General features: G+C 65.2%; 17 protein-coding genes. 7 read left to right on the top strand and 10 right to left on the bottom strand.

Features of this window, described 5'->3' with window-relative positions:
* On the bottom strand, positions 1 to 1,629 hold the full coding sequence (locus tag I6F38_RS33970) for an FAD-dependent oxidoreductase (protein WP_225163484.1): 1,629 nt from the start codon (positions 1,627 to 1,629) through the stop codon (positions 1 to 3).
* A gap of 280 nt (positions 1,630 to 1,909) precedes the next feature.
* Between I6F38_RS33970 and I6F38_RS33965 the strand changes: the two genes are divergently transcribed.
* Positions 1,910 to 2,359: a MarR family transcriptional regulator gene (locus I6F38_RS33965; protein WP_225163502.1), complete on the top strand. Its 450-nt coding sequence runs from the start codon at positions 1,910 to 1,912 to the stop codon at positions 2,357 to 2,359.
* Positions 2,360 to 2,624: 265 nt separating this feature from the next.
* Here the strand turns inward: I6F38_RS33965 and I6F38_RS33960 are convergent, their stop codons facing one another.
* Positions 2,625 to 3,557 (bottom strand): NAD(P)-dependent oxidoreductase, encoded by a 933-nt coding sequence (locus I6F38_RS33960; RefSeq protein ID WP_276573529.1) that lies wholly within the window; start codon positions 3,555 to 3,557, stop codon positions 2,625 to 2,627.
* A 24-nt stretch (positions 3,558 to 3,581) separates the two neighbouring features.
* The gene (locus I6F38_RS33955; protein WP_225163482.1) at positions 3,582 to 4,388 is read right to left on the bottom strand and encodes an N-acyl homoserine lactonase family protein; all 807 of its coding nucleotides are present in this window, start codon (positions 4,386 to 4,388) and stop codon (positions 3,582 to 3,584) included.
* A 382-nt stretch (positions 4,389 to 4,770) separates the two neighbouring features.
* Here I6F38_RS33955 and I6F38_RS33950 point away from each other — a divergent pair, with 382 nt between their 5' ends.
* The 4 genes from I6F38_RS33950 to I6F38_RS33935 all read left to right on the top strand — a co-directional run bounded on the left by I6F38_RS33950 (position 4,771) and on the right by I6F38_RS33935 (position 11,453).
* Positions 4,771 to 6,330 (top strand): caspase family protein, encoded by a 1,560-nt coding sequence (locus tag I6F38_RS33950; RefSeq protein ID WP_225163481.1) that lies wholly within the window; start codon positions 4,771 to 4,773, stop codon positions 6,328 to 6,330.
* A 139-nt stretch (positions 6,331 to 6,469) separates the two neighbouring features.
* A complete protein-coding gene (locus tag I6F38_RS33945; protein ID WP_225163480.1) occupies positions 6,470 to 7,120 on the top strand; it encodes an OmpA family protein in 651 nt (216 codons plus the stop codon).
* A gap of 249 nt (positions 7,121 to 7,369) precedes the next feature.
* Positions 7,370 to 8,287, top strand: coding sequence for an efflux RND transporter periplasmic adaptor subunit (locus tag I6F38_RS33940; RefSeq protein ID WP_225163479.1), 918 nt, complete (start codon positions 7,370 to 7,372; stop codon positions 8,285 to 8,287).
* A 13-nt stretch (positions 8,288 to 8,300) separates the two neighbouring features.
* Positions 8,301 to 11,453: an efflux RND transporter permease subunit gene (locus I6F38_RS33935; RefSeq protein ID WP_225163478.1), complete on the top strand. Its 3,153-nt coding sequence runs from the start codon at positions 8,301 to 8,303 to the stop codon at positions 11,451 to 11,453.
* A 568-nt stretch (positions 11,454 to 12,021) separates the two neighbouring features.
* Here the strand turns inward: I6F38_RS33935 and I6F38_RS33930 are convergent.
* The 6 genes from I6F38_RS33930 to I6F38_RS33905 form a co-directional block, all read right to left on the bottom strand.
* On the bottom strand, positions 12,022 to 12,657 hold the full coding sequence (locus tag I6F38_RS33930; protein ID WP_225163477.1) for a pyridoxamine 5'-phosphate oxidase family protein: 636 nt from the start codon (positions 12,655 to 12,657) through the stop codon (positions 12,022 to 12,024).
* 75 nt (positions 12,658 to 12,732) lie between these two features.
* Positions 12,733 to 14,034, bottom strand: coding sequence for an ArgE/DapE family deacylase (locus tag I6F38_RS33925; RefSeq protein ID WP_225163476.1), 1,302 nt, complete (start codon positions 14,032 to 14,034; stop codon positions 12,733 to 12,735).
* On the bottom strand, positions 14,031 to 15,719 hold the full coding sequence (locus I6F38_RS33920) for an ABC transporter ATP-binding protein (RefSeq protein WP_225163475.1): 1,689 nt from the start codon (positions 15,717 to 15,719) through the stop codon (positions 14,031 to 14,033). The genes I6F38_RS33925 and I6F38_RS33920 overlap by 4 nt, the downstream gene beginning before the upstream one ends.
* Positions 15,716 to 16,549, bottom strand: coding sequence for an ABC transporter permease (locus tag I6F38_RS33915; protein WP_057021099.1), 834 nt, complete (start codon positions 16,547 to 16,549; stop codon positions 15,716 to 15,718). The genes I6F38_RS33920 and I6F38_RS33915 overlap by 4 nt, the downstream gene beginning before the upstream one ends.
* Positions 16,549 to 17,550 carry an ABC transporter permease gene (locus tag I6F38_RS33910; protein WP_092089982.1) on the bottom strand — a complete coding sequence of 334 codons (1,002 nt, stop codon included), beginning with the start codon at positions 17,548 to 17,550 and terminating at the stop codon, positions 16,549 to 16,551. The genes I6F38_RS33915 and I6F38_RS33910 overlap by 1 nt, the downstream gene beginning before the upstream one ends.
* The gene (locus I6F38_RS33905; protein ID WP_225163474.1) at positions 17,547 to 19,124 is read right to left on the bottom strand and encodes an ABC transporter substrate-binding protein; all 1,578 of its coding nucleotides are present in this window, start codon (positions 19,122 to 19,124) and stop codon (positions 17,547 to 17,549) included. Before I6F38_RS33905 ends, I6F38_RS33910 begins: the two co-directional genes overlap by 4 nt.
* 185 nt (positions 19,125 to 19,309) lie before the next feature.
* Between I6F38_RS33905 and I6F38_RS33900 the strand changes: the two genes are divergently transcribed.
* Positions 19,310 to 20,170: a helix-turn-helix transcriptional regulator gene (locus tag I6F38_RS33900; protein WP_225163473.1), complete on the top strand. Its 861-nt coding sequence runs from the start codon at positions 19,310 to 19,312 to the stop codon at positions 20,168 to 20,170.
* A 246-nt stretch (positions 20,171 to 20,416) separates the two neighbouring features.
* On the opposite strand, the gene I6F38_RS33895 is transcribed toward I6F38_RS33900, so the two are convergent.
* A complete protein-coding gene (locus I6F38_RS33895; RefSeq protein WP_057021095.1) occupies positions 20,417 to 21,091 on the bottom strand; it encodes a Crp/Fnr family transcriptional regulator in 675 nt (224 codons plus the stop codon).
* Between the two features lie 211 nt (positions 21,092 to 21,302).
* Between I6F38_RS33895 and I6F38_RS33890 the strand changes: the two genes are divergently transcribed.
* A partial coding sequence (locus I6F38_RS33890) for an AsmA family protein (RefSeq protein ID WP_225163472.1) occupies positions 21,303 to 23,253 on the top strand: 1,951 nt, incomplete at its 3' end.

Below are 23,253 nucleotides of genomic sequence, written 5' to 3'. Positions count from 1 at the left end.
TCACCTCACACCGGCTGCGCGTGCCAGCGCCGCATCGAGCGCCGGCCGTGACGCGTTGCGGAAGCGTGCGGCAACATAGCCGTCCGGCCGCAGCAGATAGGCAGTGCCGGGCTCGGCATCGTAGCGCTTGCCGGCAAGGTCCTGCGCGTCGACCAGCCCGCCCTCGCCGCCGATCCGGATGCTGCCGACCCCGTCCGGCACATCGGCAGCAGCGCCATTGCCAAACTCCAGCAGCGTGAAGCGCGTTCCCTGCCTGATGAAAACGTCGGTCAGGTAGGTGGAACCCCCGCCCTGCTCCGTCACCGGAGCATCCAGCATCGAGGCGCCCGGCCGCGGGCCGCCGCGCCAATCGTCGCAATCGCCGCTCGACAGCGGCGTGTCGTAGACCGACGGCACAGAGAGCCGCCCGCCATTGACCATGCGCTTGCCGAACTCGGTATCCTTGGCGAGCGACAGCACGGCCTGACGCAGCCGCGCTTCCTGTTTCGTCACCGGCGCCATGAAGTCGGTCGAGCGGGTGGACTCGCGGATATTCTCGTCCGCCGCCGCGCTGCGCTCGATGTGATAGCTCTCCAGCAAGCCCTCCGGCGACAGCCGGCGCAGCACGCGGTCGAGCTTCCACGCCAAATTCTCGGCGTCCTCGAGCCCGGAATTGGCGCCGCGCGCGCCGAACGGCGAGACTTGGTGGGCGGAATCACCGGCAAAGATCACCCGGCCGTGGATGAACTTGGCCATCCGGCGACACTGGAACTTGTAGAGCGATATCCATTCGAACTCGAACTTGTCGTGGCCGAGCATGCGCTCGATCCGCGGCCGGACATTCTCGGGCTGCTTCTCGGCCACCGGATCGGCATCCGGGTTGAGCTGCAGGTCGATCCGCCAGATATCGTCCGGCTGCTTGTGCAGCAGCGCCGAGCGTCCGGCATGGAACGGCGGATCGAACCAGAACCAGCGCTCGGTCGGGAACGCCGCCGTCATCTTGACGTCGGCGATCAGGAACTGGTCCTCGAACACCTGGCCCGCGAACTCCGCGCCGACCATCTGCCGCAGCGACGAACGGGCGCCATCGCAGGCGACCACGAAGGCCGCGTGCACCTGGTAGGAGCCGTCGGGAGTTGCGATGGTCAGCGCGACGCCATCGTTGCGGCTCTCCAGCGCGATCACCTTGTTGCGCCAGCGCAGGTCGATTTCAGGCAGTTGCCCGACACGGTCGACCAGATAGGCCTCGGCGTAGAACTGCTGCAGGTTGATGAAGGCGGGCCGCTTGTGGCCTTCCTCCGGAAGCAGATCGAACTGGTAGAGCTGCGAGGCGCCGTGGAAGATCTTGCCGACGCTCCACACCACGCCCTTCTCGACCATGCGGTCGCCGACGCCGAGCCGATCCCAGAACTCAAGCGAGCGTTTCGAGAAGCAGATCGCCCGCGAGCCTTCGCCGATCCGGTCGGCATCGTCGAGCAGCACCACGCGCTGGCCGCGCTGCGCGAGATCGATCGCGAGCGACAGTCCCACCGGCCCGGCGCCGACCACGACGACGGGATGCTCCGCGACATTGGCGCCCGAGCGCTCCTGGTCGGGGTGACGGCGATAGCCGAACTGGGTTTTGGCCTGTGCCGTGTTGGCGTGTGCCATTACGTGACCCTGGATGTTTCCCTTGCGCCGCGGCCTCTGGCTGCGGTTCTGTGTGACCGGCGTGCGACCGGGACCTTGCGAGCCGGCCGCGACCTTGCTAAATTAGTCTCACTTGCAACTATCTTAAACCCCCAGTCGGGGCTGCCGTCAACTCAAATTGGAGGGATTTTTGGCACGGACCTCTACAAGCCAGCCTCCAGCCCGGCCGCGCAGTGCCGTGGAAGCGGAGCTGCGCGACACTATCGCGCCGACCAAGAAGCGCCTCGATCTCTTCCATTTCATGCCGTTCCGCCTGAACCGGCTGGCGGCCGAGGTGTCCTCGGCGCTGTCGAGCGAATATCAGGCGCGCTACGGCCTCGACATTCCGGCGTGGCGCGTGCTCGCAACCCTCGGCTTCCGCAGCGATCCCTGCAGCGCGCAATACATCGCGCACTGCACGCGCACCCATAAATCCACCATCAGCCGCGCCGTGTCGGCGCTGATGGAGCGCGAGATCGTCGAGCGCGTCGAGAACGCCGACGACCGCCGCGAATTCCGCCTGCGACTGACCAAAACGGGCCAGGCGCTCTACGAGGAACTGATCCCGCGCCTGCTGCGCAAGGAACAGGAGATCTTGTCCTGCCTCTCCGCACAGGAACGCCGCGACCTCGGCCGCTTGCTCGGCAAGGTCGAGAACAGCCTCGAACTGGTGCAGACCAGCGAAGAGGCCGACGCGAAGGATGTGTATTAGGCTCACTCAACCCGTCATCCTGAGGAGCGCGCAGCGCGTCTCGAAGGATGCACGGCCCGGCTGGTGGCCGTCGACCCTTCGAGACGCGCGCAAGAGCGCGCTCCTCCAGCGACAAAGGCGAAGCCTTTGCGCGGGGGTGACGGTGATGGAATTTTGTGCGCGGCCCCCTCGATCGTCATTGCGAGCGAAGCGAAGCAATCCATACATCCCAGCATGTGGGACGATGGATTGCTTCGTCGCTACGCTCCTCGCAATGACACAGCCGTCACGCCCGCTCGATATGCTTGGCGATCACCGGAAAATAATTGTCCTTCGATCCCTTGTCGATCGCTTCCTGCAGCACCGTGCCGATCAGCTCCGCACCGCGGATCTTGATGCCGGCATCGACGGCGAGCTCCAGCGCGTAGGAGAGATCCTTCAGCGCATATTCGGTCGAGAATGCGCGCTCGGGAAACACGCCGGGCACGATCGCCTTCATGCCATGGTTGCGCAGCGCAAAGCTGTCGGCCGAGCCCTTCGACAAGGTTTCCAGCAGCAGTTTCGGATCGACGCCGTTATGCTTCGCCACCGCGACAGCCTCGGCCAGCGCGTTCACGGTCTCGAACAGCACCATGTTGTTGAGGATCTTGGTCACCTGCCCGGCGCCGACGTCACCGCAATTGGTGACATCGGTGGCGAAGCAGCGGATCAAGGGCTCGATCGCGGCATAGAGCGCCGGCACCGCGCCGACCATCACGCTGAGCGTGCCGTCCTGCGCCGCCTGCCGCGTACGCGCGATCGGCGCGTCGACCCACGCCGCGCCCTTGGCTTGCAACTGCGCGGCGAAATCGCGGGTCTGACTGACTGAAGACGTGCCGAGATCGACCACGATCTGGCCGCTTCTCGTGTTCTTCAAGATGCCGTCGCCTTCGAACACCGCGCGCACGTGCCTGGCGCTCGGCAAGCAGAGGAACAGCACATCGCTCTGCTTGATGACGTCGGCGACCGACGCCACAACCTCGGCACCGTCGGCGCGCAACCGCTGCAGCGGCTCGGCCGAGAGGTCGAACACGACAACGCGCTTGCCGCTCTTCTTGACCAGGTTGCGGCAAATCGGCTCACCCATCACGCCGAGGCCGATGAACCCGAGAGTCTTGGTGTCAGTCGTCTTGGTGTCAGTCATATCGCTTCTTTTTTGACGTTTCTTGACGTGTTGCAGACGAGCCTCGCCCAATCGGCGAGGCTATTTCGCGAATGATCGCGACGGCGCCAGATGCAGCGCGAACGCATCGACCTTGTCGCTGGCGCGCGGATAGATCTCGCTGACGATCGGATCGTGACCGGGAATGAAGCGATCCGGATGGCCGGCGAGCCGCTCGACCGTCTCCCAGCCCTGCGCCATGTCGCCGACATTGTAGACGATCGGGAACGGGCTGCGCTTGTGCAGGTTCGCATAATAATGCGCGGCGTCCGACGCCAGCACGACCGGGCCGCGCGCAGTCTCGATGCGCACCACCTGCAGGCCGTCGGAATGGCCGCCGACGCGATGCACGGTGACGCCAGGTGCGATCTCGCCGTCGCCGGAGTGGAAGGTGACGCGCTCGCCATAGACGTGGCGCACCATCTGCGTGATGTGCTCGATGGAGAATGGATGGCGCAGCATGCCGTTGCACATGCAGCGGCCGGTCGCGTAGCTCATCTCACGTTCCTGCAGATGGAATTTGGCGTTCGGGAAGCGATCCAGATTGCCGGCATGGTCGTAGTGCAGATGGGTGACGATGACGTCCTTGATGCTGTCGGCACTGACCCCGAACCCGGCCAGCGCGTCGACCGGGTTGAGCGTCAGCTTGCGGGCGCGCGCCTTGGCCTCCTCGGCGTTGAAGCCGGTGTCAACCAGGATGTCGCGGCCATGGCCACGGATCAGCCAGACGAAATAATCCAGGTCCTGCGCGGTGGTGTCGTGCGGATCGGGCACCAGGAAGTTGAGTTGGGGCGTGCGCGGCGACATCGTCGCGTAGCGCAGGGCGTAGATTTCGTAGGCGTTTCCCATCGGTTTCGCTCTTGTTTGCAAGGCCTGTCTTGACGGCTTGTTTTTGAATGGCCTGCCGTCCCGAACACAAAGCCATCGCCTCGCGCAAAGGTCAAACCGCGCAGAGTGCGACGAGCGCATGACAGGGTGGCGAGAGTGAGTGCGATCACATGATCGGCCCGCAGGAACCAGCACCGTGCCGTGATGGCGATCGCCACCATGACCGCATGCTGCTGCACTGCGGTCTGGCTGGTATCACCGCGATAAACGATGCTGCCGCAAGCCGTTGACGGGGGCTTGGCCGTGGTTTGATAATGGATTTTCGCTAGAGTAAGGTTCCCGAGGCGCAGGCTGGAAGCGGCGCCATTTCACTGGAATGCCGCGATCTGGATTTGCTGCGATTATGAAGATCCGCCTTGCCTTGCTCGCCACGCTGATTTTTTCAATCGCGGCGCCCACTTTGTCCTACGCCGCCGGCGACCGTTTCGCGCTGGTCATCGGCAACGCCAAATATCCCGACGCCGACGCACCGCTGAAGGAGCCGGTCAACGACGCACGTGACGTCGCCGACGAGCTCAAGCGCGACGGCTTCACCGTCGAGGTCGGGGAGAACCTGACCGGCGACGGCATGCGCCGCGCCTTCGACCGGCTCTACGGCAAGATCAAACCGGGCTCGGTCGCCCTGATCTTCTTCTCCGGTTACGGCATCCAGTCGAACCGGCAGAGCTACATGATCCCGATCGATGCGCAGATCTGGGCCGAGGCCGACGTGCGCCGCGACGGCTTCAGCCTCGAGACCGTGCTCGGGGAAATCAACAGCCGTGGCGCCGGGGTGAAGATCGCCTTGATCGACGCCTCGCGGCGCAACCCGTTCGAGCGGCGCTTCCGCAGCTTTTCGGCGGGGCTCGCCCCGGTGATCGCCCCGAACGGTACATTGGTGATGTATTCGGCCGCGCTGTCGTCGGTCGTCTCCGACAATGGCAGCGACCACAGCCTGTTCGTGCGGGAACTCCTGAAGGAGATCCGCACCCCCGACCTGATGGCCGAGGAAACGCTGAACCGGACCCGCGTCGGCGTCACCCGCGCCTCGCGGCAGGAACAGGTGCCGTGGATCTCGTCGTCACTGGCCGAGGATTTCTCGTTCATTCCGGCCGGCACGGCCGGGCCGTCGAACGCCGCGCCGGCACCCGCCGCGTCGCCGTCACCGGAGGTGGCAGCGGCACCGCCGGTCGCGCCTCCGCCGGCTCCGCCCGCCGCAACGCCAACACCGCCTGCGGCAACCCCGACGCCACCAGCGGCAACAGCGCCGACACCATCACCGGCGCCGCAGACGCCTCCGGTTGCGGCAGCGCCGACTGCACCGCCACCCCAGCCCAAGGCGCCCGAGATCGCCCTGCCACCGCCCGCGGCTCCGCCGCCAGTGGTGATCCAGCCCACGCCGGCGCCGAGCAATTCGCCTGTGCTCGCCGATGATCCGACGATCAAGAGCCTGAGCGAAAAGCTGGACAAGAATCCCGATGACGCAGCGGCGCTGTATCGCCGCGGCCAGGTCTATGCCAGCAAGGGAGCCTACGACCTCGCGGTGAAGGACTTCACCAATTCGCTGCGGCTGAACCCGAAGGATGTCGAGGCCTATAACAACCGCTGCTGGGTCCGCACCGTGATCGGCGACCTGCAGGCGGCGCTGAAGGACTGCAACGAGGCGCTGCGGCTGCGTCCGAACTTCGTCGATGCGCTCGACAGCCGCGGGCTGATGAACCTGAAGGGCGGGCAGAACAAGAACGCGATCGCCGATTTCGACGCCGCGCTGAAGATCAACCCGCGGCTGACTTCGTCGCTGTACGGGCGCGGCCTCGCCAAGCAGCGCAACGGCGCGGTCGCGGAGGGCGATCTCGACATCGCCAACGCCAAGGCGATGGACCCGAACATCGTCAAGGAATTCGCCGACTACGGCGTACAGTGACAATGGACGAAGGTCTGCCCGCGGCTCGAACCGCTGACGGAATTGAGCGACTAATCAGAGGGTGCGAGCCGGGCAGCGATGCCGGCAATCAATCTGGATAGTCGTTGGAACCGCGCCAGCTTGCGCAGGAGGGACCGAAATGTTCAAGCCGTCGGCAAAGGCCGCGATCGTTTCAATCATGACCGTTGGCGCCGCGCTGTCGTTCGGCATGGCCGTCGCCCGCGCCGGCGACGTCACCGAGGACCAGATCATCAGAGCGCTGACGCCCGACAAGAAGCCGCTGACCCGCGGCCTTTCGGCCGGACCGCAGACCACCTCGCCGGAGCTGAACGCAGACCAGGCCAAATTCGTGCAGAGCGTCCGCGGCCGCGCCACCCGCTCGCTGTCCTCGGCCGAGCGCGAGGAAATCGCGACCATCGTCCAGGACAAGCCCAAGATCGATCTCGAGATCAACTTCGACTACAACTCCGCCGACATCAGCGCGAAGTCGCTGCCCTCGGTGCAGGCGCTCGGCCGCGCCTTGACCAATCAGGACCTGAAGGGCTCGACCTTCGTGGTCGCCGGCCATACCGACGCCGCCGGCGGCGAGGACTACAATCAGGGCCTCTCGGAACGCCGCGCCGACGCCATCAAGCGCTATCTCGTCGACAAATACGGCATCAACGGCACGGATCTCGTCACCGTCGGCTATGGCAAGAGCAAGCTGAAGGACCCGGGCCACCCGATGGCGGAGGTGAACCGGCGCGTGCAGGTCGTGAACGTGGAAAACAAGGCCACCGCCGCCAAGTGATGGGCGGTGGCGTGGCCCCTTTTTGAGGCTACAATGCGTCCCGCACTCCGGCGGGGCGCATTTGCTTTAGGGCCAATGCTGTTTGGGCCGAGCCCCAACGCGGCCCACAGGTGAACCCGCCTCACATGACGTCAGGGCATGATCCGGAACAATGGCACCGGTCTTCCGAATGCCCAGGCAATACGATAGCGAGCGTGATGAGACTTCGACCAACACCGATGACGCGCCAAGCGCTGGATTGATCAGGCGATGAACTTTTCCCAATACCTCAAGCCTGCGCTCGGCACGGTGTTTTTCCTCGCCCTTGCGATCGCCTATTACGCGTTCGAGCACCGCTCGCATCCGGAAGAGAAGGAGACGCCGGGCCAGGCGCTGGTCGTGGTGACGAAGTCGACCAATGCCTGCTTCTCCGACATGGTCCGCGTCACCGGCTTCATCGTGCCGCGCCGCGAGGCGCAGGTGAATGTCGACCAGGACGGCTCCAAGGTCACCGACGTGCTGGTCCGCGAGGGCGACACCGTCACCGAGAACCAGGAACTGGCGCGGCTGACCCCGCCGCCGCAGCAGGCCACACAGGCCAATGCCAAGCCGCTTGTGCTGCGGGCGCCGGCGGCCGGCCTCGTCACCGAAGTGCGCACCGCGCCCGGCGCTCCGGCCTCGCCGCAGGCTCCGCCGATGTTCAAAATCTCCATCAACAACGAGATCGAGCTCGACGCCGAAGTGCCGGGCTTCCAGCTGCTGAAGCTCAATCCCGGCGCCAATGTGCGGATCAGCCGCGACGATGCGCCCGACATGGTCGGCAAGGTCCGCCAGATCTCGCCACAGATCGACCGCACCACCCAGCTTGGGCATGTCCGCATCACCATCAACAACAATCCGTCGCTGAAGGTCGGCATGTTCGCGCGCGCCAATATCGACGCCAAGCGCTCCTGCGGCGTCGCGGTGCCGCGCACCGCGATCGACCGCCTGACCCTGCAGGTCGTGAAGGGCAACACCGTCGAGACCCGCAGGGTGCGCGTCGGGCTGACCTCCGACACCTCGACCGAAATCCTTGAAGGCCTCGACGTCGGCGAAATCGTCGTGGCCGACGCTGGCACCTCGCTGCATGACGGCGACCAGATCAAGACCATGTTCGCCGACGAACTCGATCGCACGCGATCACGGTAATTCGGGCACGCTAATGGCTTTGAACATCTCGGCATGGTCGATCCGGAACCCGCTTCCCTCGATCGTCTTCTCGATCATCCTGCTCGTGCTGGGATGGGTCTCCTTCACCAAGCTCGCGGTGACGCGGCTGCCGAGCGCCGACATTCCGGTGATCTCGGTCGCGGTCTCGCAATTCGGCGCCGCGCCGTCGGAACTTGAATCGCAGGTCACCAAGACCATCGAAGACGGCGTCTCCGGCGTCGAGGGCGTGCGCCACATCTCCTCCTCGATCACCGACGGCCTGTCGGTGACCACGATCCAGTTCGCGCTGGAGACCAACACCGACCGCGCGCTCAACGACGTCAAGGACGCGGTGACGCGGGTGCGCGCCAATCTGCCGCAGAATGTCACCGAGCCGTTGATCCAGCGCGTCGACGTGATCGGCCTGCCGATCGTGACCTATGCTGCGATCTCGCCCGGCAAGACGCCGGAGCAGCTGTCCTATTTCGTCGACGACGTGGTCAAGCGCGCCCTGCAGGGCGTGCGCGGCGTCGCCCAGGTCGAGCGCATCGGCGGTGTCGAGCGCGAGATCCTGGTCTCGCTCGATCCCGACAAGCTGCAGGCGGTGGGACTGACCGCGGTCAATGTCAGCCAGATCCTGCGCGGCACCAATGTCGACGTCGCCGGCGGCCGCGCCGAGATCGGCAAGAACGACCAGGCGATCCGGACGCTCGCCGGCGCCAAGACGCTGAACGAGCTCGCCGGCACCATGATCCCGCTGTTCGGCGGCGGCGAGATCCGGCTCGACGATCTCGGCACCGTCACCGACACCATCGCCGACCGGCGCACCTTCGCCCGCTTCAACGGCGAGCCGGTGGTCGCGCTCGGCATCAAGCGCTCCAAGGGCGCCAGCGACGTCGTCGTCGCGGCCGCGGTGCAGAAGCGGATCGACGCGCTGAAGGTGGCCTATCCCGACGTCGACCTGAAGCTGATCGACACCTCGGTCGAGTTCACCAAGGGCAATTACGAGGCCGCGATCTCGACCCTGTTCGAGGGCGCGATCCTCGCCGTGATCATCGTGCTGCTGTTCCTGCGTGACATGCGTGCCACGATCATCGCGGCGGTCTCGCTGCCGCTGTCGATCTTCCCGGCATTCTGGGCGATGGACCTGCTCGGCTTCTCGCTCAACCTCGTCTCCTTCCTCGCCATCACGCTCTCGACCGGCATCCTGGTCGACGATGCCATCGTCGAGATCGAGAACATCGTCCGCCACATGCGGATGGGCAAGACGCCCTATCGTGCCGCCCTCGAAGCCGCCGACGAGATCGGCCTTGCGGTGATCGCGATCTCGCTCACGATCATCGCGATCTTCGCGCCGGCGAGCTTCATGTCAGGCATTGCCGGGCAGTTCTTCAAGCAGTTCGGCATCACCGTGTCAGTGCAGGTGTTCTTCTCGCTGCTCGCCGCGCGCTTCGTGACGCCGATGCTGGCCGCCTATTTCCTCAAGCATCATGACCACGACGATCCACCGCCCGGCCCGATCCTGCGCGGCTATCACAGCCTCGTCACCTGGTCGGTGAAGCATTACTTCGTCACCGTGCTGATCGGCTTTGCGATCTTCGCCGCGTCGATCTGGAGCATCACGCTGCTGCCGCAGGGCTTCCTGCCGGCGCAGGACACCGCGCGCTCGCTGCTCGCGATGGAGCTGCCGCCCGGCTCGCAGCTCGCCTACACAGAGAAAGTCACCGAGGAGATCGTGGCGCGGCTGCGCAAGCGGCCCGAGGTACGAAGCGTGTTCGTCGACGGCGGCCGGGTGCCGCCGGGCCTGCAGGAGGTGCGCCGCGCCGCGCTGATCATCAACTACACGCCGAAGGCCGACCGCAAGATCACCCAGCGCGAGCTCGAACTGTCGATCGGCAAGGAGCTCGATAACGTCCCGGATATCAGGTTCTGGTTCCTCGACGAGAACGGCCTGCGCGCGATTTCGCTGGTCGTCACCGGCACCGACAGCAACATCGTCAACAACGTCGCCAGCGAACTCGCGACGCAGATGAAGCGGATTCCGATCATCGCCAACGTGATCTCGGAGACCGCGCTCGACCGGCCCGAGCTGCGCATTCGCCCGCGCGCCGAGCTCGCGGCCCGGCTCGGCGTCTCGACCGAGAGCCTGTCGCAGACCATCCGCGTCGCCACCATCGGCGACGTCGGTCCGGCACTGGCGAAGTTCGACGCCGGCGACCGCCAGGTGCCGATCCGCGTCCAGCTCGAGGACAATGCGCGCAGCGACCTGCAGATGCTGGAGCAGTTGCGGGTGCCGCTCGGCCAGCGCGGCGAACGCGGCGGCGTGCCGCTCTCCGTCGTCGCCGACATCCAGCTCGACCAGGGCCCGACCAGCATCAACCGCTACGACCGCGAGCGGCAGGCCACCGTCGCCGCCGATCTCGTCGGCAATGCCGCGCTGGGCGACGCCACCAAGTTGATCTACGACCTGCCGGTCATGAAGAGCCTGCCGAAGGGCGTGAAGGTCAGCCCGTCCGGCGACGCCGAGAGCCTCGCCGAGCTGTCCGACGGCTTCGCCACCGCGATCACCGCCGGCCTGATGATGGTCTATGCCGTGCTGGTGCTGCTGTTCGGCACCTTCCTGCAGCCGATCACCATCCTGTTCTCGCTGCCGCTCTCGATCGGCGGCGCGATCGGCGCGCTGCTGTTGACCGGCAAGCAGCTCACCACGCCGGTTTGGATCGGCATCCTGATGCTGATGGGTATCGTCACCAAGAACGCCATCATGCTGGTGGAGTTCGCGGTCGAGGCGATCCGCGACGGCAAGGCGCGCGAGGAAGCCATGATCGACGCCGGCATGAAGCGCGCCCGCCCGATCGTGATGACCACGATCGCGATGGCCGCCGGCATGATGCCGTCGGCGCTGGCGTTCGGCGCCGGCGGCGAATTCCGCTCGCCGATGGCGCTCGCGGTGATCGGCGGCCTGATCTTCTCGACCGCGCTGTCGCTGGTGTTCGTGCCGGCGATGTTCATGGTGATGGACGATATCGGCGGCCTGATCTGGCGCTTCGGCAAGCGGCTCGTGGTCTCGCATGCCGACCACGAGCTGACGCCGAACGAGAAGCAGGCTGACGAGACCAAGCGGCCGCCCGGTCCGCCAAACATGATCTCGCCCGCCGCGGAATGAGCTGAGGCCGCGCCTCGCCAGCGGTGCGACCCGTACGAGATGACGTACTCCAAAATATCGAAAACAACCCCATGCAAAGGAGCCGACGGCGGCCGGCATTCGACACGGCGACTTGACACGTCGGGCAAATCAGCGATATTTTTCCATTATTCCGAAATCATGGTGTGAGTCCTCCAACACGTCGTCCCTGCGAAAGCACTAGGGCATTTGCACATCTCTTCGAGGCTAGAAAACCGACTCATCATCAAGGGGTTAGCTACTAGGCGAGAGCCGAAATCGGCGGGCGCAACCCTAGTGCAGATGAGTAAGTTCTCTGCGGTTTTCGGCCAACTCTTTGAGAAGACTCCGGAAAGACTGCGGAGGATATGTATATACGCTAGTGCGAAAGCAGGGACCCATACTCCGCGGCAGACCTCGTTGAAGGGACTCGTTGTTCCAGCATCGTCCAGCAATCGGCGGTCGTGGTTATGGGTCCCTGCTTTCGCAGAGACGACGATGAGGAAGGATATCGATTCAGGGCGTTACACCAGGCGGTGTCATCGCCTGCGCATGCGGGTGATCTCAAGTTCTAATACAGCCGCGTCCGATAGGCCTCTTCCATCGCCTTCTCGGCGACCTCGACCTCGATCGCGGCGGTCTGCTCGGCGATGATCCGGCCGAGCGTCGGAAAGCTGTGGCGCTCGACCTGCGCGGCGGGATTCCAGAGCTTTGAGCGCATCAGCGCCTTGCCGCAGTGGAAGTAGGTCTCGTCGACATGCACCTTGAGGCCGATGATCGGCGTGACGTTCTGCACCGTCAGCGGCGTCAACAGATCGACCTCCTGCGAGATCTCGGCGCGCCCGTTGACGCGCAGCGTTTCGTTGATGCCGGGCACCATGAAGATCAGCCCGATCCCGGGCGACGCGATGATGTTGCCGAACGTATCGACCCGGTTGTTGCCGCGCCGATCCGGGATCAGCAGCGTCTTGTCGTCGAGCACGGAAACGAAGCCCGGCGCATCGCCGCGCGGGCTGGCGTCGGCATGCCCCTTGCCGTCGCTGGAGGCGATGACGAGGAATGGCGACAGCGCGATGAAGTCGCGGCAGAACTTGTCGAGATGATAGAGCACCTTTTTCTCGGCGAGCGGGCTCAATTGCCCGAAATGCGCACGAAGATCCTCCTGCGATTTGACCGGCGGCTTGCCGCCTGCATTCTGGTCACCCATAGCGAACCTCCCGTTTGGTTTGTCTCAATTCGTTGAGTATGATCTTGTCGGAAAACCGCTTCGCACTTTTCCGGATCACGCTCTATCGATACCGCACCAGCTCGCGACGAAGAGGGCGTAGGCCTTGGTCACCTTCTTCAGCGAATCGAGCTGGACCCGTTCATTGAAGCCGTGCGCGTTCTCCATCCTGGCGCCGAAGCAGAATGCGGGAACACCATAATCCAGGCCATAGAAGCGCGCATCCGTCAGCGCGGTCGAGGGAAAATCCGTCAGCTTGCGCCCGAACACATGCTCGTAGACCGAGCCGAGGACCGCCTCGCTCTCCTGCACCTCGGTCGCTTCATAGCCCGGCGACAGGAAGCCGGACCAGACGATCTCGGGCGGATTGTTGGCGAGGAACGGATGGGCCCTGGCAGCCTTGGTCACGCACGCGACGATCTCTGCCTGGCAGTCGGCGATTTTCCATCCGGGCAGGATGCCGATCCGGCAATCGACGTCGCACCACGCCGGTACGCTGGAGGCCCAATCCCCGCCCTTGATGATGCCGGGATTGAAGTTGAGCGGGTGATGCACCGCGCCGAAGTAGCGATGCGACTTGGCACGCTCGTTCCACTCCGCCTCTAGCGCGTCGAGATGGCCGATCAGATGATAGGCGGCGCGTATAGCGTTCGAGCCGGTGCCGGCGCGCGCGACATGGACCGGGATTCCGCGAACCCTGAGGCGAAACCAGATCACGCCGACCTGGGCGCGCATCAACCGTTCCTCGGTCGGCTCCGGCAGCAGGCAGGCATCGGCACGGTAACCGCGCTGCAACGTCGAGAGCGCGCCGAGACCGGTGCTCTCCTCCTCGATCACGGATTGCAGATGGATGCGGCCTTTCGGCGCAAAGCCCGCGGCCTTCACCGCATCGAGCGCGTAGAGCGCAGCAATGGTGCCCGACTTCATGTCGCCGGTGCCGCGGCCATAGAGCCAACCGTCCTCGACCACCGGCTGGAACGGCGGCCGCTCCCACATGTCGAGCGGCCCGACCGGTACCACGTCGCAATGCCCCTGAAGGATCAGCGAACGTCCCTCCTCGCGCGCCGGCCGATAGGTGCCGACGACGGTCCGCGCGCGGGAGAAATCGGTCTCGACCGGCCCGTAGCCGGGCAGCGTCTTCAGCTCATCCTGATTGATGACCCAGTCGTCGACCTCATAGCCGCGCTCGCGCAGCAGCTTCGCGAACATGTCCTGGCACGGACCTTCCTGGCCGCGCGTGCTGGGAATCGACGAGAAGGCAATCGTGGTCGCGATCTGCTGCTCGAAGGCGGCGTCGACAGCCGCCTCGATGCGCTCGCGCGCGCCGGCCGGAAGGGGGACTGAACGGCTGTCGGTCATGAATTGATCCTTGCTGTGGAGCGTGCATCGGCCGCGGCCGCAAAGCCCGGCTGGTCGAAGAAATCGCGCCCGGGAATCGCGTCGAGCAGATCGCGAGTGTAGGCTTGGCGCGGCGCGGTGAACACTTCGGCGGTGGTGCCTTCTTCCACGATACGCCCCTTCTGCAGGACGATGACGCGGTCGGCGATCTCGGCGGCGATCCGCAAATCGTGTGTGATGAAGATCATCGCAAGCCGCATCTCCTGGCGCAGCTCGGCGAGCAGCGCCAGCACCTGGGCCTGCACCGAGACGTCCAGCGCCGACACCGCCTCGTCGGCGATCAGAACCCGCGGCTTCAGCGCCAGCGCCCGCGCGATGCAGATGCGCTGGCGCTGGCCGCCCGAGAATTCGTGCGGGTAGCGATCGGCGGCGGTCGCCGACAGGCCGACCCGTACCAGGAGCTTGTTCGCCTGGGCCATCGCCTCGGCCCGCGACATCCCATAGGCCATCGGTCCGCGCGCGATGGCATCGCCGACCTTCTGGCGCGGATCGAGACTGGCAAACGGATCCTGGAACACGATCTGGAGCCGGCGCCGCGCCTGGCGCAACGCCTCACCGCGCAGCTGCCGGAGATCCGCGCCGCCAAAGCGGATGGCGCCGGCGTCAGGTTCGGTGAGCCGCATGATCATGCGCCCGAGCGTCGACTTGCCGGAGCCGGATTCACCGACCACCGCAAGCGTCTCGCCCTCGTGCAGCGTCAGCGAGACGCCATCAGCGGCGATCACCTCGCGTGGCGGCTGCAGCCAGCCGCGCTTGACCCGAAAGGTCTTTTGCAGGCCGATGACCTCGAGCAGCGGCTCGGGACGCATGATGGCCTCGTGGATGTCGGCGAGGCGCGCCTTCGGCACCGCGTCGATCAGTTCGCGCGTGTAGGCGGCTTGCGGATTGCGAAGCACCTCGCTGGCCGTGCCCTGCTCGACCACCTTGCCGTGGCGCAGCACCACGACGCGATCGGCAACGTCGGCGACGACGCCGAAATCATGGGTGATCAGCAGCACGCCCATGCCGCGCTCGCGCCGGAGATCGTCGATCAGGCGCAGGATCTGGCGCTGGGTCGTGACATCGAGCGCGGTGGTCGGCTCGTCCGCGATCAGGAGCGCGGGACGGTTGGCCATCGCCATCGCGATCATCACACGCTGGCGCTGGCCGCCGGAAAGCTCGAACGGGTAGCTCTTTTCGAGAAGCTGCGGATTCGGCAGCCCGACCTGGGTCAGCAGCGTCAGCACCCGCTCGCGGAGTTCGGTCGCCGAGGGCGCAGGCCGCTGGTGCCCCAGGATCATCTCCTCGATCTGCCTGCCGACGCGCTTCAGCGGATTGAGCGAAGACAACGGCTCCTGAAAGATCATCGCGGCGTTGCCGCCGCGCAGCTTGCGGAGAGCGCGGCCGTCGAGCTTCGACGGATCCTGCCCTGCGACCGCCACGGCGCCGGACGCGATGTCGACGCCCCGCGGCAACAGCGACAGCACCGCATGCGCGATCATCGACTTGCCGGAGCCGGACTCGCCGACCAGGCAAACCACTTCGTTTGGCTTGATCTCAAAGGAGACGTTCTCGACCGCGAAGGGCCGATCACCGCCCTTGGGGAGCGCGATCGAGAGACCATCGACGGCAAGAACAGGCGCGCCGGACTGCATGGCTTCGCTCATGAGCGGCGCCTCGAGACGCGCGGGTTGAGGACATCAGACAGTCCCTCGCCGAACAGGTTGATCGCCAGCACGGTGACGAGGATGGCGAGGCCGGGAAACACGCTCATCCACCACGCGTTCCGGATCACGGTGCGGCCCGCGCCGATCATGAAGCCCCACGACATCAGATTGGGATCGCCGAGCCCCATGAAGGACAGCGCGCTTTCCAGCAGGATCGCAGTGGCAACCGTCAGCGACGTCACCACCAGGATCGGCGAGATCGCGTTCGGCAGGATATGGCCGAGTACGATGCGCCAGGTGCGTTCGCCCTGGCACAGCGCGGCCTCGACGAATTCGCGGTGCCGCAGACGGAGGAATTCGGCGCGCGTGAGCCGCGCCAGCGGCGGCCAGCTCACCGCGCCGATGGTCAGGATGATCGTGAGCAGCGACGGATTGAAGGTCGCGACCAGCAGGATGGCCAGCACGAAGGCTGGAATGGTCTGGAACAATTCCGTCATCCGCATCAGCACCAGATCGACCTTGCCGCCGAAATAGCCCGAGATCGCACCGATCACGACGCCGATCGCCATCGCCGCGAGCGCCGAGGCGATGCCGATCAGGAGCGACACGCGTGCGCCATAGGCGACGCCGGCGGCGACGTCGCGGCCGAGCGTATCGCCGCCGAGCCATAATCCGTCCTCGCCGGGCGGCGTGAACGGCGCGCCGACCATCTCCCAGGGCGAAACCGGAAACGCGATCGGCGCGACGATCGCGACGACAACGACGACCAGCAGCAGGACGAGGCCGATCATTCCGCTCGGATGACGCAGGAAGGCGCGCACCGTGTCCATCACGCCGCTCCCGTGGTCATGCGGGGATCGATCAGCCGGTAGACCAGGTCGGTGAGCAGGTTGAGCGCGATCACGACGATCGAGAGGATCAGGAAGATGCCGAGCAGGACCGGATAGTCGCGCTGCAACAATGCCTCGAAGGTCAGGCGGCCGAGGCCCGGCCAGGCAAATACCGTCTCGATCACCACGGCGCCGCCGACCAGCGCGCCGGCTTGCATGCCAGCGACGGTGACGACCGGCACCAGCGCATTGCGCAGCATGTGGCCGACCACGATGCGCGTTCCGGACAAGCCCTTGGCGCGCGCGGTCTTGATGAAATCCTGCTGCGCGACCTCGATGATCGAGGATCGCATCAGCCGCGCATAGATCGCCAGATAGATCGCCGCCAGCGACGTGACCGGCATGATCATGTGTTTCATGATGTCGAGCGCATGCTCGACCGGCGAGAGCTGGACGTTGATGGTCTCGTAACCGAACGGCGGCAGCCAGCCGAGCGTCACCGAGAACACCAGCACCAGCATCAGGCCGAGCCAGAATACCGGCGTCGCGTAGAGCACGAGCGAGAGCACGGTGAACACCGTGTCGAGCACGCTGCCGGCCGCGAGCCCGGCGAGCGCGCCGAGCGCGGTGCCGATCAGGAGCGCGAGACAGAAGGCCGTGACCGTCAGCAGCAGCGTCGCCGGCAGCCGTTCGAGGATGAGATCGACGACCGGACGGCGCTGGCGATAGGAATAGCCGAGATCGAGCCTCACGACGCGGCCGAGGTGGCTCACGAGCTGCACGAAATACGGCTTGTCGAGGCCATATTCCTTGCGCAGGTCGTCGAGCAGTTTTGGATCGGACGCGCCGGATTGCCCGGCCATGACCTGGGCCGGATCGCCGGGCGCGGCGCGCACCAGCACGAAATTGAACGTCGCGATGACGAGGATCACGGCGACGAGTTGGGCGATGCGGCTGACCGCCTGAAGTCCGATCGCCGCGGCGCTGCCGAGCCGGGTCACGATTTGTAGACCGACCCGAAGGTTTCGTGCGAGCCGATGCCCGTCGTCACGATGTTCTTGAACGCCTTGTCGTAGATGATGGGATATTCGATCTCGAGCGTCCAGGCCACCGGCACATCCTCGACCAGGATCTGCTGGACCTTGCTGTAGAGCTCCTGGCGCTTGGCCTCGTCGAGCGTCACCGCGGCCTCCTCGAACAATTTGTCGACTTCGGGATTCGAGTAGCCCTGCGTGTTGGAGAACAGGATGCCCTTCTTGATGTTCGACGAGACGTAGGTGCGGGCAACGCCGAGCGCGGGATCGCCGAGCTGGTAGAGCAGATTCTGGGTCATCTCATAGTCCCAGTTGCCGACCTTTTCGGCCCAGCCCGCCATGTCGGTGCCGACCAGCACGAGATCGATGCCGACCCGCGCGAAGCTCTGGCGGAAGAACTCACCGGAGCGCTGATAGACTTCGCCATAGGGCGGCACGATGTACTTGATCTCGGCCCGCTTGCCGTTGGCGCCAGGCTTCAATCCCATGTCGTCGAGCAGGGCCTTGGCCTTGTCGACCGAAAACTCGTAGCGCTTCACGTTCGGATCATAGAACCGCGTCTTCGACGAGATCGGTCCGGTCGCCACCTTGGCATTGCCGAAATAGACCCGCTTGCTGAACGCCTCGCGATCGATCAGGTGCATCACCGCCTGCCGGAACCGCTTGTCGTTCATCGGCGCGATGCGGTTGTTCATCTCGAGCCACTGATGCGGCGCGAAATACTCGTAGCCCTTGGTGGTGAATTCGAGATTCTTCTGCGCCTTGAAGCGCTGCACGTCATAGAACTCGACGTCGGACCATTGCACGAGCTGCACCGTGCCGTTCTCGAGCGCCAGCGCGCGCGAGGCCGCATCCGGAATCACGCGGTAGACGATCTCGTCGAGATAGGGCTGGTCCTTCTGATAGTAGCCATCGTGGCGGACGAGATGAACATGCGAGCCGCGCACCCACTCCTTCAGCTTGAAGGGGCCGGTGCCGATCGCCTTGTCATTCTCCGGGTTCTTGCGGTAGTCGGTGCCGTCATAGATGTGCTTGGGCACGATCGGGGCGGACGTGCAATCGAAGCAGCCGATGAAGGGCGCGAACGGCTGCTTCAATTTGAACACGACGGTGAGCGGATCGGGCGCCTCCGCCGACGCCACGCGGGCGAAGTTTTGCCGTGCGCGCGGATGCGTCTCCACCAGCAGCTTCATGCAGCTGAAAACCACGTCCTCCGAGGTCATCGGCTTGCCGTCGTGGAAGGTGATGCCCGGAAACAGCTTGAACGTATAGGTGAGGCCGTCGGGCGAGATCTCCCAGGACTGCGCCATGCCCGGCATCGGCTTGAGATCGGCGCCATATTTCAGCAGGCCTTCGTAAATCTTGCCGCCGAGCGTCAAGGTCGGCTGCTGCTGGTTCAGCGCGGTCACCAGAACCGGCGGCTCGGGCTGGATGATGGTGTTGAGCGTTCCACCGCGGGTCTGGCCCGCCGCCCGCGTGATGCCGAACGGGATGGCTGCACCGCAGGCCAGCATTGCCTTGGTGAATTCGCGTCTGTTCATCGGACCTCTCCGTCTCCGCGCTCTCACATTCGATTTCGGCGAATGCCGCGGGGTGAGGCATTGTTGCCAAACGCCATATCCCGCGCTACCTGAAGGGGGACAACAACCATCGCGATCGGGCCAAGTGGCCCGGAAGATGCATGAGCACCCTGCGAAAACGACGATCGATCAGGAGCTCACGACACTTGAAAGTCGCAGCGCGACGAAATGACACCACCGGCTTGCGCGTTTGCCGCAAGCAATCGGGTCCCGCAGCCGCCGCGCACTATGCCGGACAGCTGCAACAGGTCGAACGGCCGCTCGCGGCGATGGCGGCCTCCTATCCGAACGAAAGCACCAGCGCGCGACACGCGCACCGACGCGATCAATTCATCCTGCAGACCGCGGGCGTGACCTCGATGATGACCGAGCGCGGCCATTTCGTCGTGCCGCCCGGCCACGGCCTGTGGATTCCGGCCGGCGTCGCGCACCAGTCGCGGGCATGGGGCGAGGTCGAGATCCAGACCATCTATGTCACGCCTGACCGCGTCAGGAATGCTCCGGCGACATGCCGCCTGATCAAAGTCTCCGCGCTGGTCGAGGCGTTGATGGAAGAAGCGGTGCACATGCCGACCCGTTACGATCCGGAAGGGCGCGACGGCAGGCTGGTCGATTTCCTGCTCGACGAGATCGGCAGGATGCCGGAAGTGTCGCTGCATGTGCAGGTGCCGCCCGATCCGCGGCTCGCCGCGATCTGCGAAGCCGTGCTGGTCGATCCGAGTTCCGATCTTACGCTCGACGAATGGGCCGGTCGTTGCCAGCTCAGCCGGCGGACGTTGACGCGTCTGTTCCGGCGCGAGACCGGCCAGAGCTTTGCGGCCTGGCGCCAGCGGGTGCGGCTGCTCGAAGCGCTGGCGCGGCTCGGCGCCGGCGAGGCCGTCACCTGCGTTGCGCTCGACGTTGGCTATGAAAGTCCGAGCGCTTTCGCCGCGATGTTCAAGCGCGAGCTCGGCGCCGCACCGCGCCAGTATCTGCGCTGGGCCGATCCCGAAGTGGTGATGCGATAGGCGCGTTCGGGTCACGCATCTATCGAAATGCAAAACCCCTGCGATCAACGGGAGAGACCGCAGGGGTTTGCAGGTGGATGGCGTGAGGCCAGCAAGGCTGGGTGTCACCCCAAGGACCGGCGGCCGGATGAAAGCGGTACCGGCCTCATCATGCAAGCACGTCTTTTAGGCAGGAGTGCGTCAACATCCGCAAGCAAAGCACGCGAGAGAATTGAATCTTCCCGCGCGCGTTGCATGCAGTCCGCTCTAGTCGTTGCGCGCAACCGCCGTCAGCTTGGTCATGTTGTGCAGCATGATCCGGCCGCGCTGCAGGTCGACGATGCCGTCCTTGCGCCAGGTCTGCAGCTGCCGGTTGACGCTTTCGCGCGCGGCGCCGACGAAGATGCCGAGCTGTTCCTGCGAGATGTGAACCTCGGAACCGAAATCCTCGGCCAGCGCGCACAGCCGTCGTGCGAGGCGGACCGGCAAAGGCTGCAGCACGGATTCTTCCATCCGCTCGCTCTGCCAGCGAATCCGCTGGCACAGCAATTCGATCAGTCTGACCGCAACCTTCGGCTCGCGCTCGAGGAAGCCGAGGAAATCCTGCCGCCGCAACACGAATAATTCGCTGGGCTCGCCCGCGGTCGCATCCGCGGTGCGGTCCTGACCGTCGAGCACGGCGACTTCGCCGAACAGGTCGCCGGATCCCATGAAGTTGAGTGTGAGCCGGCTACCGTCGGAAGCACCGGTCTCGATCCGAATCTGGCCGCGGCGGACCCCAAACAGGGCATCGCCGGGATCGCCTTTCTGGAACAGCACCTCACCGGTCGCGAGCTGCTGGGTGTGGCAGAGGCCGGAAAGCCGCTGCAACTCGTCCGCACCGAGATCGGCGAACATCGGATTCATCTTCAGAATGACCGCAAATTCGGCCTGTTTGCTCATTGTACTGCCTTCCAAATCCATCCGAGCAGTCCCCTGACGCCCGGTTAGCAAAAATCACCCTCATAAGAGTGTGGGAGAGGTCACATAAGTTCATGCGGTAACGGATTATTTTTCCGGTCATTGGAGCCAGATCCCGCTTGCGGGATAAACTCGTGTGATCGGCCGCGACTTTCTGCAACGGAACCTCGCTTGCCCGGCCTGGAACAACGACATGAGAGCACTGAAATTCGCCGGGGCCGCCATCGCTGCCGTGATCGTGATCATCGCATTGGTGGCCGTGGTCGGGATCCCGTCCTCGTTCCTCACATCGACCATCACCGATCGGGTCGAGCGCGAGACCGGCTACAAGCTCACCATCAATGGCGGCGCCAAGATTGGCCTCTGGCCGAAGGTCAATCTGACGCTGAGCGACGTCGTGTTGCAGGACCCGCGCGGGCGCGACGTCAGCAACCGGTTCGCGGCAAGCAGCGTCGAGGCCGAGATGACGCTGTCGAGCCTGTGGTCGGGCCGGCCCGACATCACCGACCTCGCGATCGTCAAGCCGGTGATCAACCTGCCGCTGCAGCGCGAGCGCACCCGCGACCACAATCCGCCGGCGAAATCCTCCGCGTCCGATGGCGGCGGCATCACGATCCGGCATGTCAGCGTCAGCGGCGGCACCATCGTCTTCGCCAATGTGCGCGACCGGATCGAGAGCCGGATCGAGACGCTCAATGCGGACGCGACCATCGGCGACGACCGCAAGATCGTCGTCACGGGTGACGCACGCGCCGGCGACAAGCCGCTGAAATTCGAGATCCGCGCCACCGCGCCGCAAGCGCCGCTGGAGCGTCAGAGCGTGCCGGCCGAATTCAGCATCGATGCGCCCGGCCTGTTGCCCGCGGCGATCAAGGCGAATGCGGAAGCGCGGCTGAACGGCACGGTGGTGATGTTCAACGGCGTCTCCGGCACGCTCGGCGACGGCGGCTTCACCGGCTGGGCCTCGGTCGATTTCGCCAGCAACAAGCCGCTGGTGAAGCTCGATCTCGACTTCCAGCGCATTGCGATCGCGATGCCGCTGGGCCAGTCCGGCACCACGCAGCCATTGGGCACCAATACCTGGAGCAACGCGTCGGTCGATCTTGCCGGGCTCAACTATGTCGACGCGCAGGCGCGCATCTCGGCGGCGGAGTTTGTGATCGGCGACGGCCGCTTCACGCAGGCGGCAATCGATGCGTCCATCGACAGCGGCGTGCTGAAGGGCCGGTTCGGCAATCTCGGCGCCTATGAGGGCACCGCCGATGGCGACGTCACCATCGACGCGCGAGCTACGAATCCAACCTACGCACTGCGGCTCGACCTCGCCGGCGCGCGCGCGCTGCCGGTGCTGAAGAGCCTCGCCGAGTTCGACAAGCTCGACGGCAAGATGCAGGCCAAGATCGCGCTGACCTCGCAGGGCAGCAGCGAGCGCGCCATCGTCGGCAATCTCGCCGGCACCGCCTTCGTCGTGTTCCAGGACGGCAAGATCCTCGGCCTCAACGTGGCGCAGATGATCCGGAGCCTCACCACCAGCACCTTGTCGGGCTGGCAGGAGCGCCAGGAATTGTCGACCGATCTCAGCCAGCTCTCGGCGTCGTTCAAGGTCGACAAGGGCCAGGCCGTCACCACCGACCTCAATCTGATCGGTCCGCTGGTGAAGATGACCGGGGTCGGTACCATCGACCTCAACACCCGCCAGATCGGGTTCCGCGTCGAGCCGCAGCTCGTGATGACCACCGAAGGCCAGGGCCGCACCGGCAATCCGGTCGGCCTCGGCATCCCCGTGATGGTCGAGGGACCCTGGGTATCGCCGCGGATCTATCCGGAGATGCAGGGCATCCTCGACAATCCGCAGGCGGCCTATGCCAAGCTCAAGGAGATGGGCAAGGGCCTGTTCGGGGCGAACGGCCAGGGGCTGAGTCAGGGCCTCAACGGGCTGACCAATCTGCTCAATGGCGTGCAGGGTGGCGCGCAGCCCGGCAGCAGCGGCCAGGGCGGCGGCGCCGGCCAGAGCAACCCGCTCGGCGGGCAGCTTGGCGACACCATCGGCAATTTGCTGCAGCAGGGCCTTTCCACCCTCAACCAGAGCAACGCATCGCGCCCGAGCCGCGACCTGAGCCAGCCGGCGCCGCCGGCCCCCGACC

The organism is Bradyrhizobium sp. BRP56 (genome assembly GCF_020194035.1).
GTDB classification, from domain to species: Bacteria; Pseudomonadota; Alphaproteobacteria; order Rhizobiales; family Xanthobacteraceae; genus Bradyrhizobium; species Bradyrhizobium australafricanum.
This window is presented reverse-complemented; position numbering and strand designations above follow the sequence as displayed.

Coding starts and splice junctions, on each gene's coding strand:
- I6F38_RS33925 (WP_225163476.1), bottom strand. CDS start 14,034: ATGACCGACAGCCGTTCAGTCCCCCTTCCGGCCGGCGCGCGCGAGCGC.
- I6F38_RS33965 (WP_225163502.1), top strand. CDS start 1,910: ATGCCGTTCCGCCTGAACCGGCTGGCGGCCGAGGTGTCCTCGGCGCTG.
- I6F38_RS33950 (WP_225163481.1), top strand. CDS start 4,771: ATGAAGATCCGCCTTGCCTTGCTCGCCACGCTGATTTTTTCAATCGCG.
- I6F38_RS33955 (WP_225163482.1), bottom strand. CDS start 4,388: ATGGGAAACGCCTACGAAATCTACGCCCTGCGCTACGCGACGATGTCG.
- I6F38_RS33905 (WP_225163474.1), bottom strand. CDS start 19,124: ATGAACAGACGCGAATTCACCAAGGCAATGCTGGCCTGCGGTGCAGCC.
- I6F38_RS33940 (WP_225163479.1), top strand. CDS start 7,370: ATGAACTTTTCCCAATACCTCAAGCCTGCGCTCGGCACGGTGTTTTTC.
- I6F38_RS33895 (WP_057021095.1), bottom strand. CDS start 21,091: ATGAGCAAACAGGCCGAATTTGCGGTCATTCTGAAGATGAATCCGATG.
- I6F38_RS33915 (WP_057021099.1), bottom strand. CDS start 16,549: ATGGACACGGTGCGCGCCTTCCTGCGTCATCCGAGCGGAATGATCGGC.
- I6F38_RS33945 (WP_225163480.1), top strand. CDS start 6,470: ATGTTCAAGCCGTCGGCAAAGGCCGCGATCGTTTCAATCATGACCGTT.
- I6F38_RS33970 (WP_225163484.1), bottom strand. CDS start 1,629: ATGGCACACGCCAACACGGCACAGGCCAAAACCCAGTTCGGCTATCGC.
- I6F38_RS33935 (WP_225163478.1), top strand. CDS start 8,301: ATGGCTTTGAACATCTCGGCATGGTCGATCCGGAACCCGCTTCCCTCG.
- I6F38_RS33930 (WP_225163477.1), bottom strand. CDS start 12,657: ATGGGTGACCAGAATGCAGGCGGCAAGCCGCCGGTCAAATCGCAGGAG.
- I6F38_RS33920 (WP_225163475.1), bottom strand. CDS start 15,719: ATGAGCGAAGCCATGCAGTCCGGCGCGCCTGTTCTTGCCGTCGATGGT.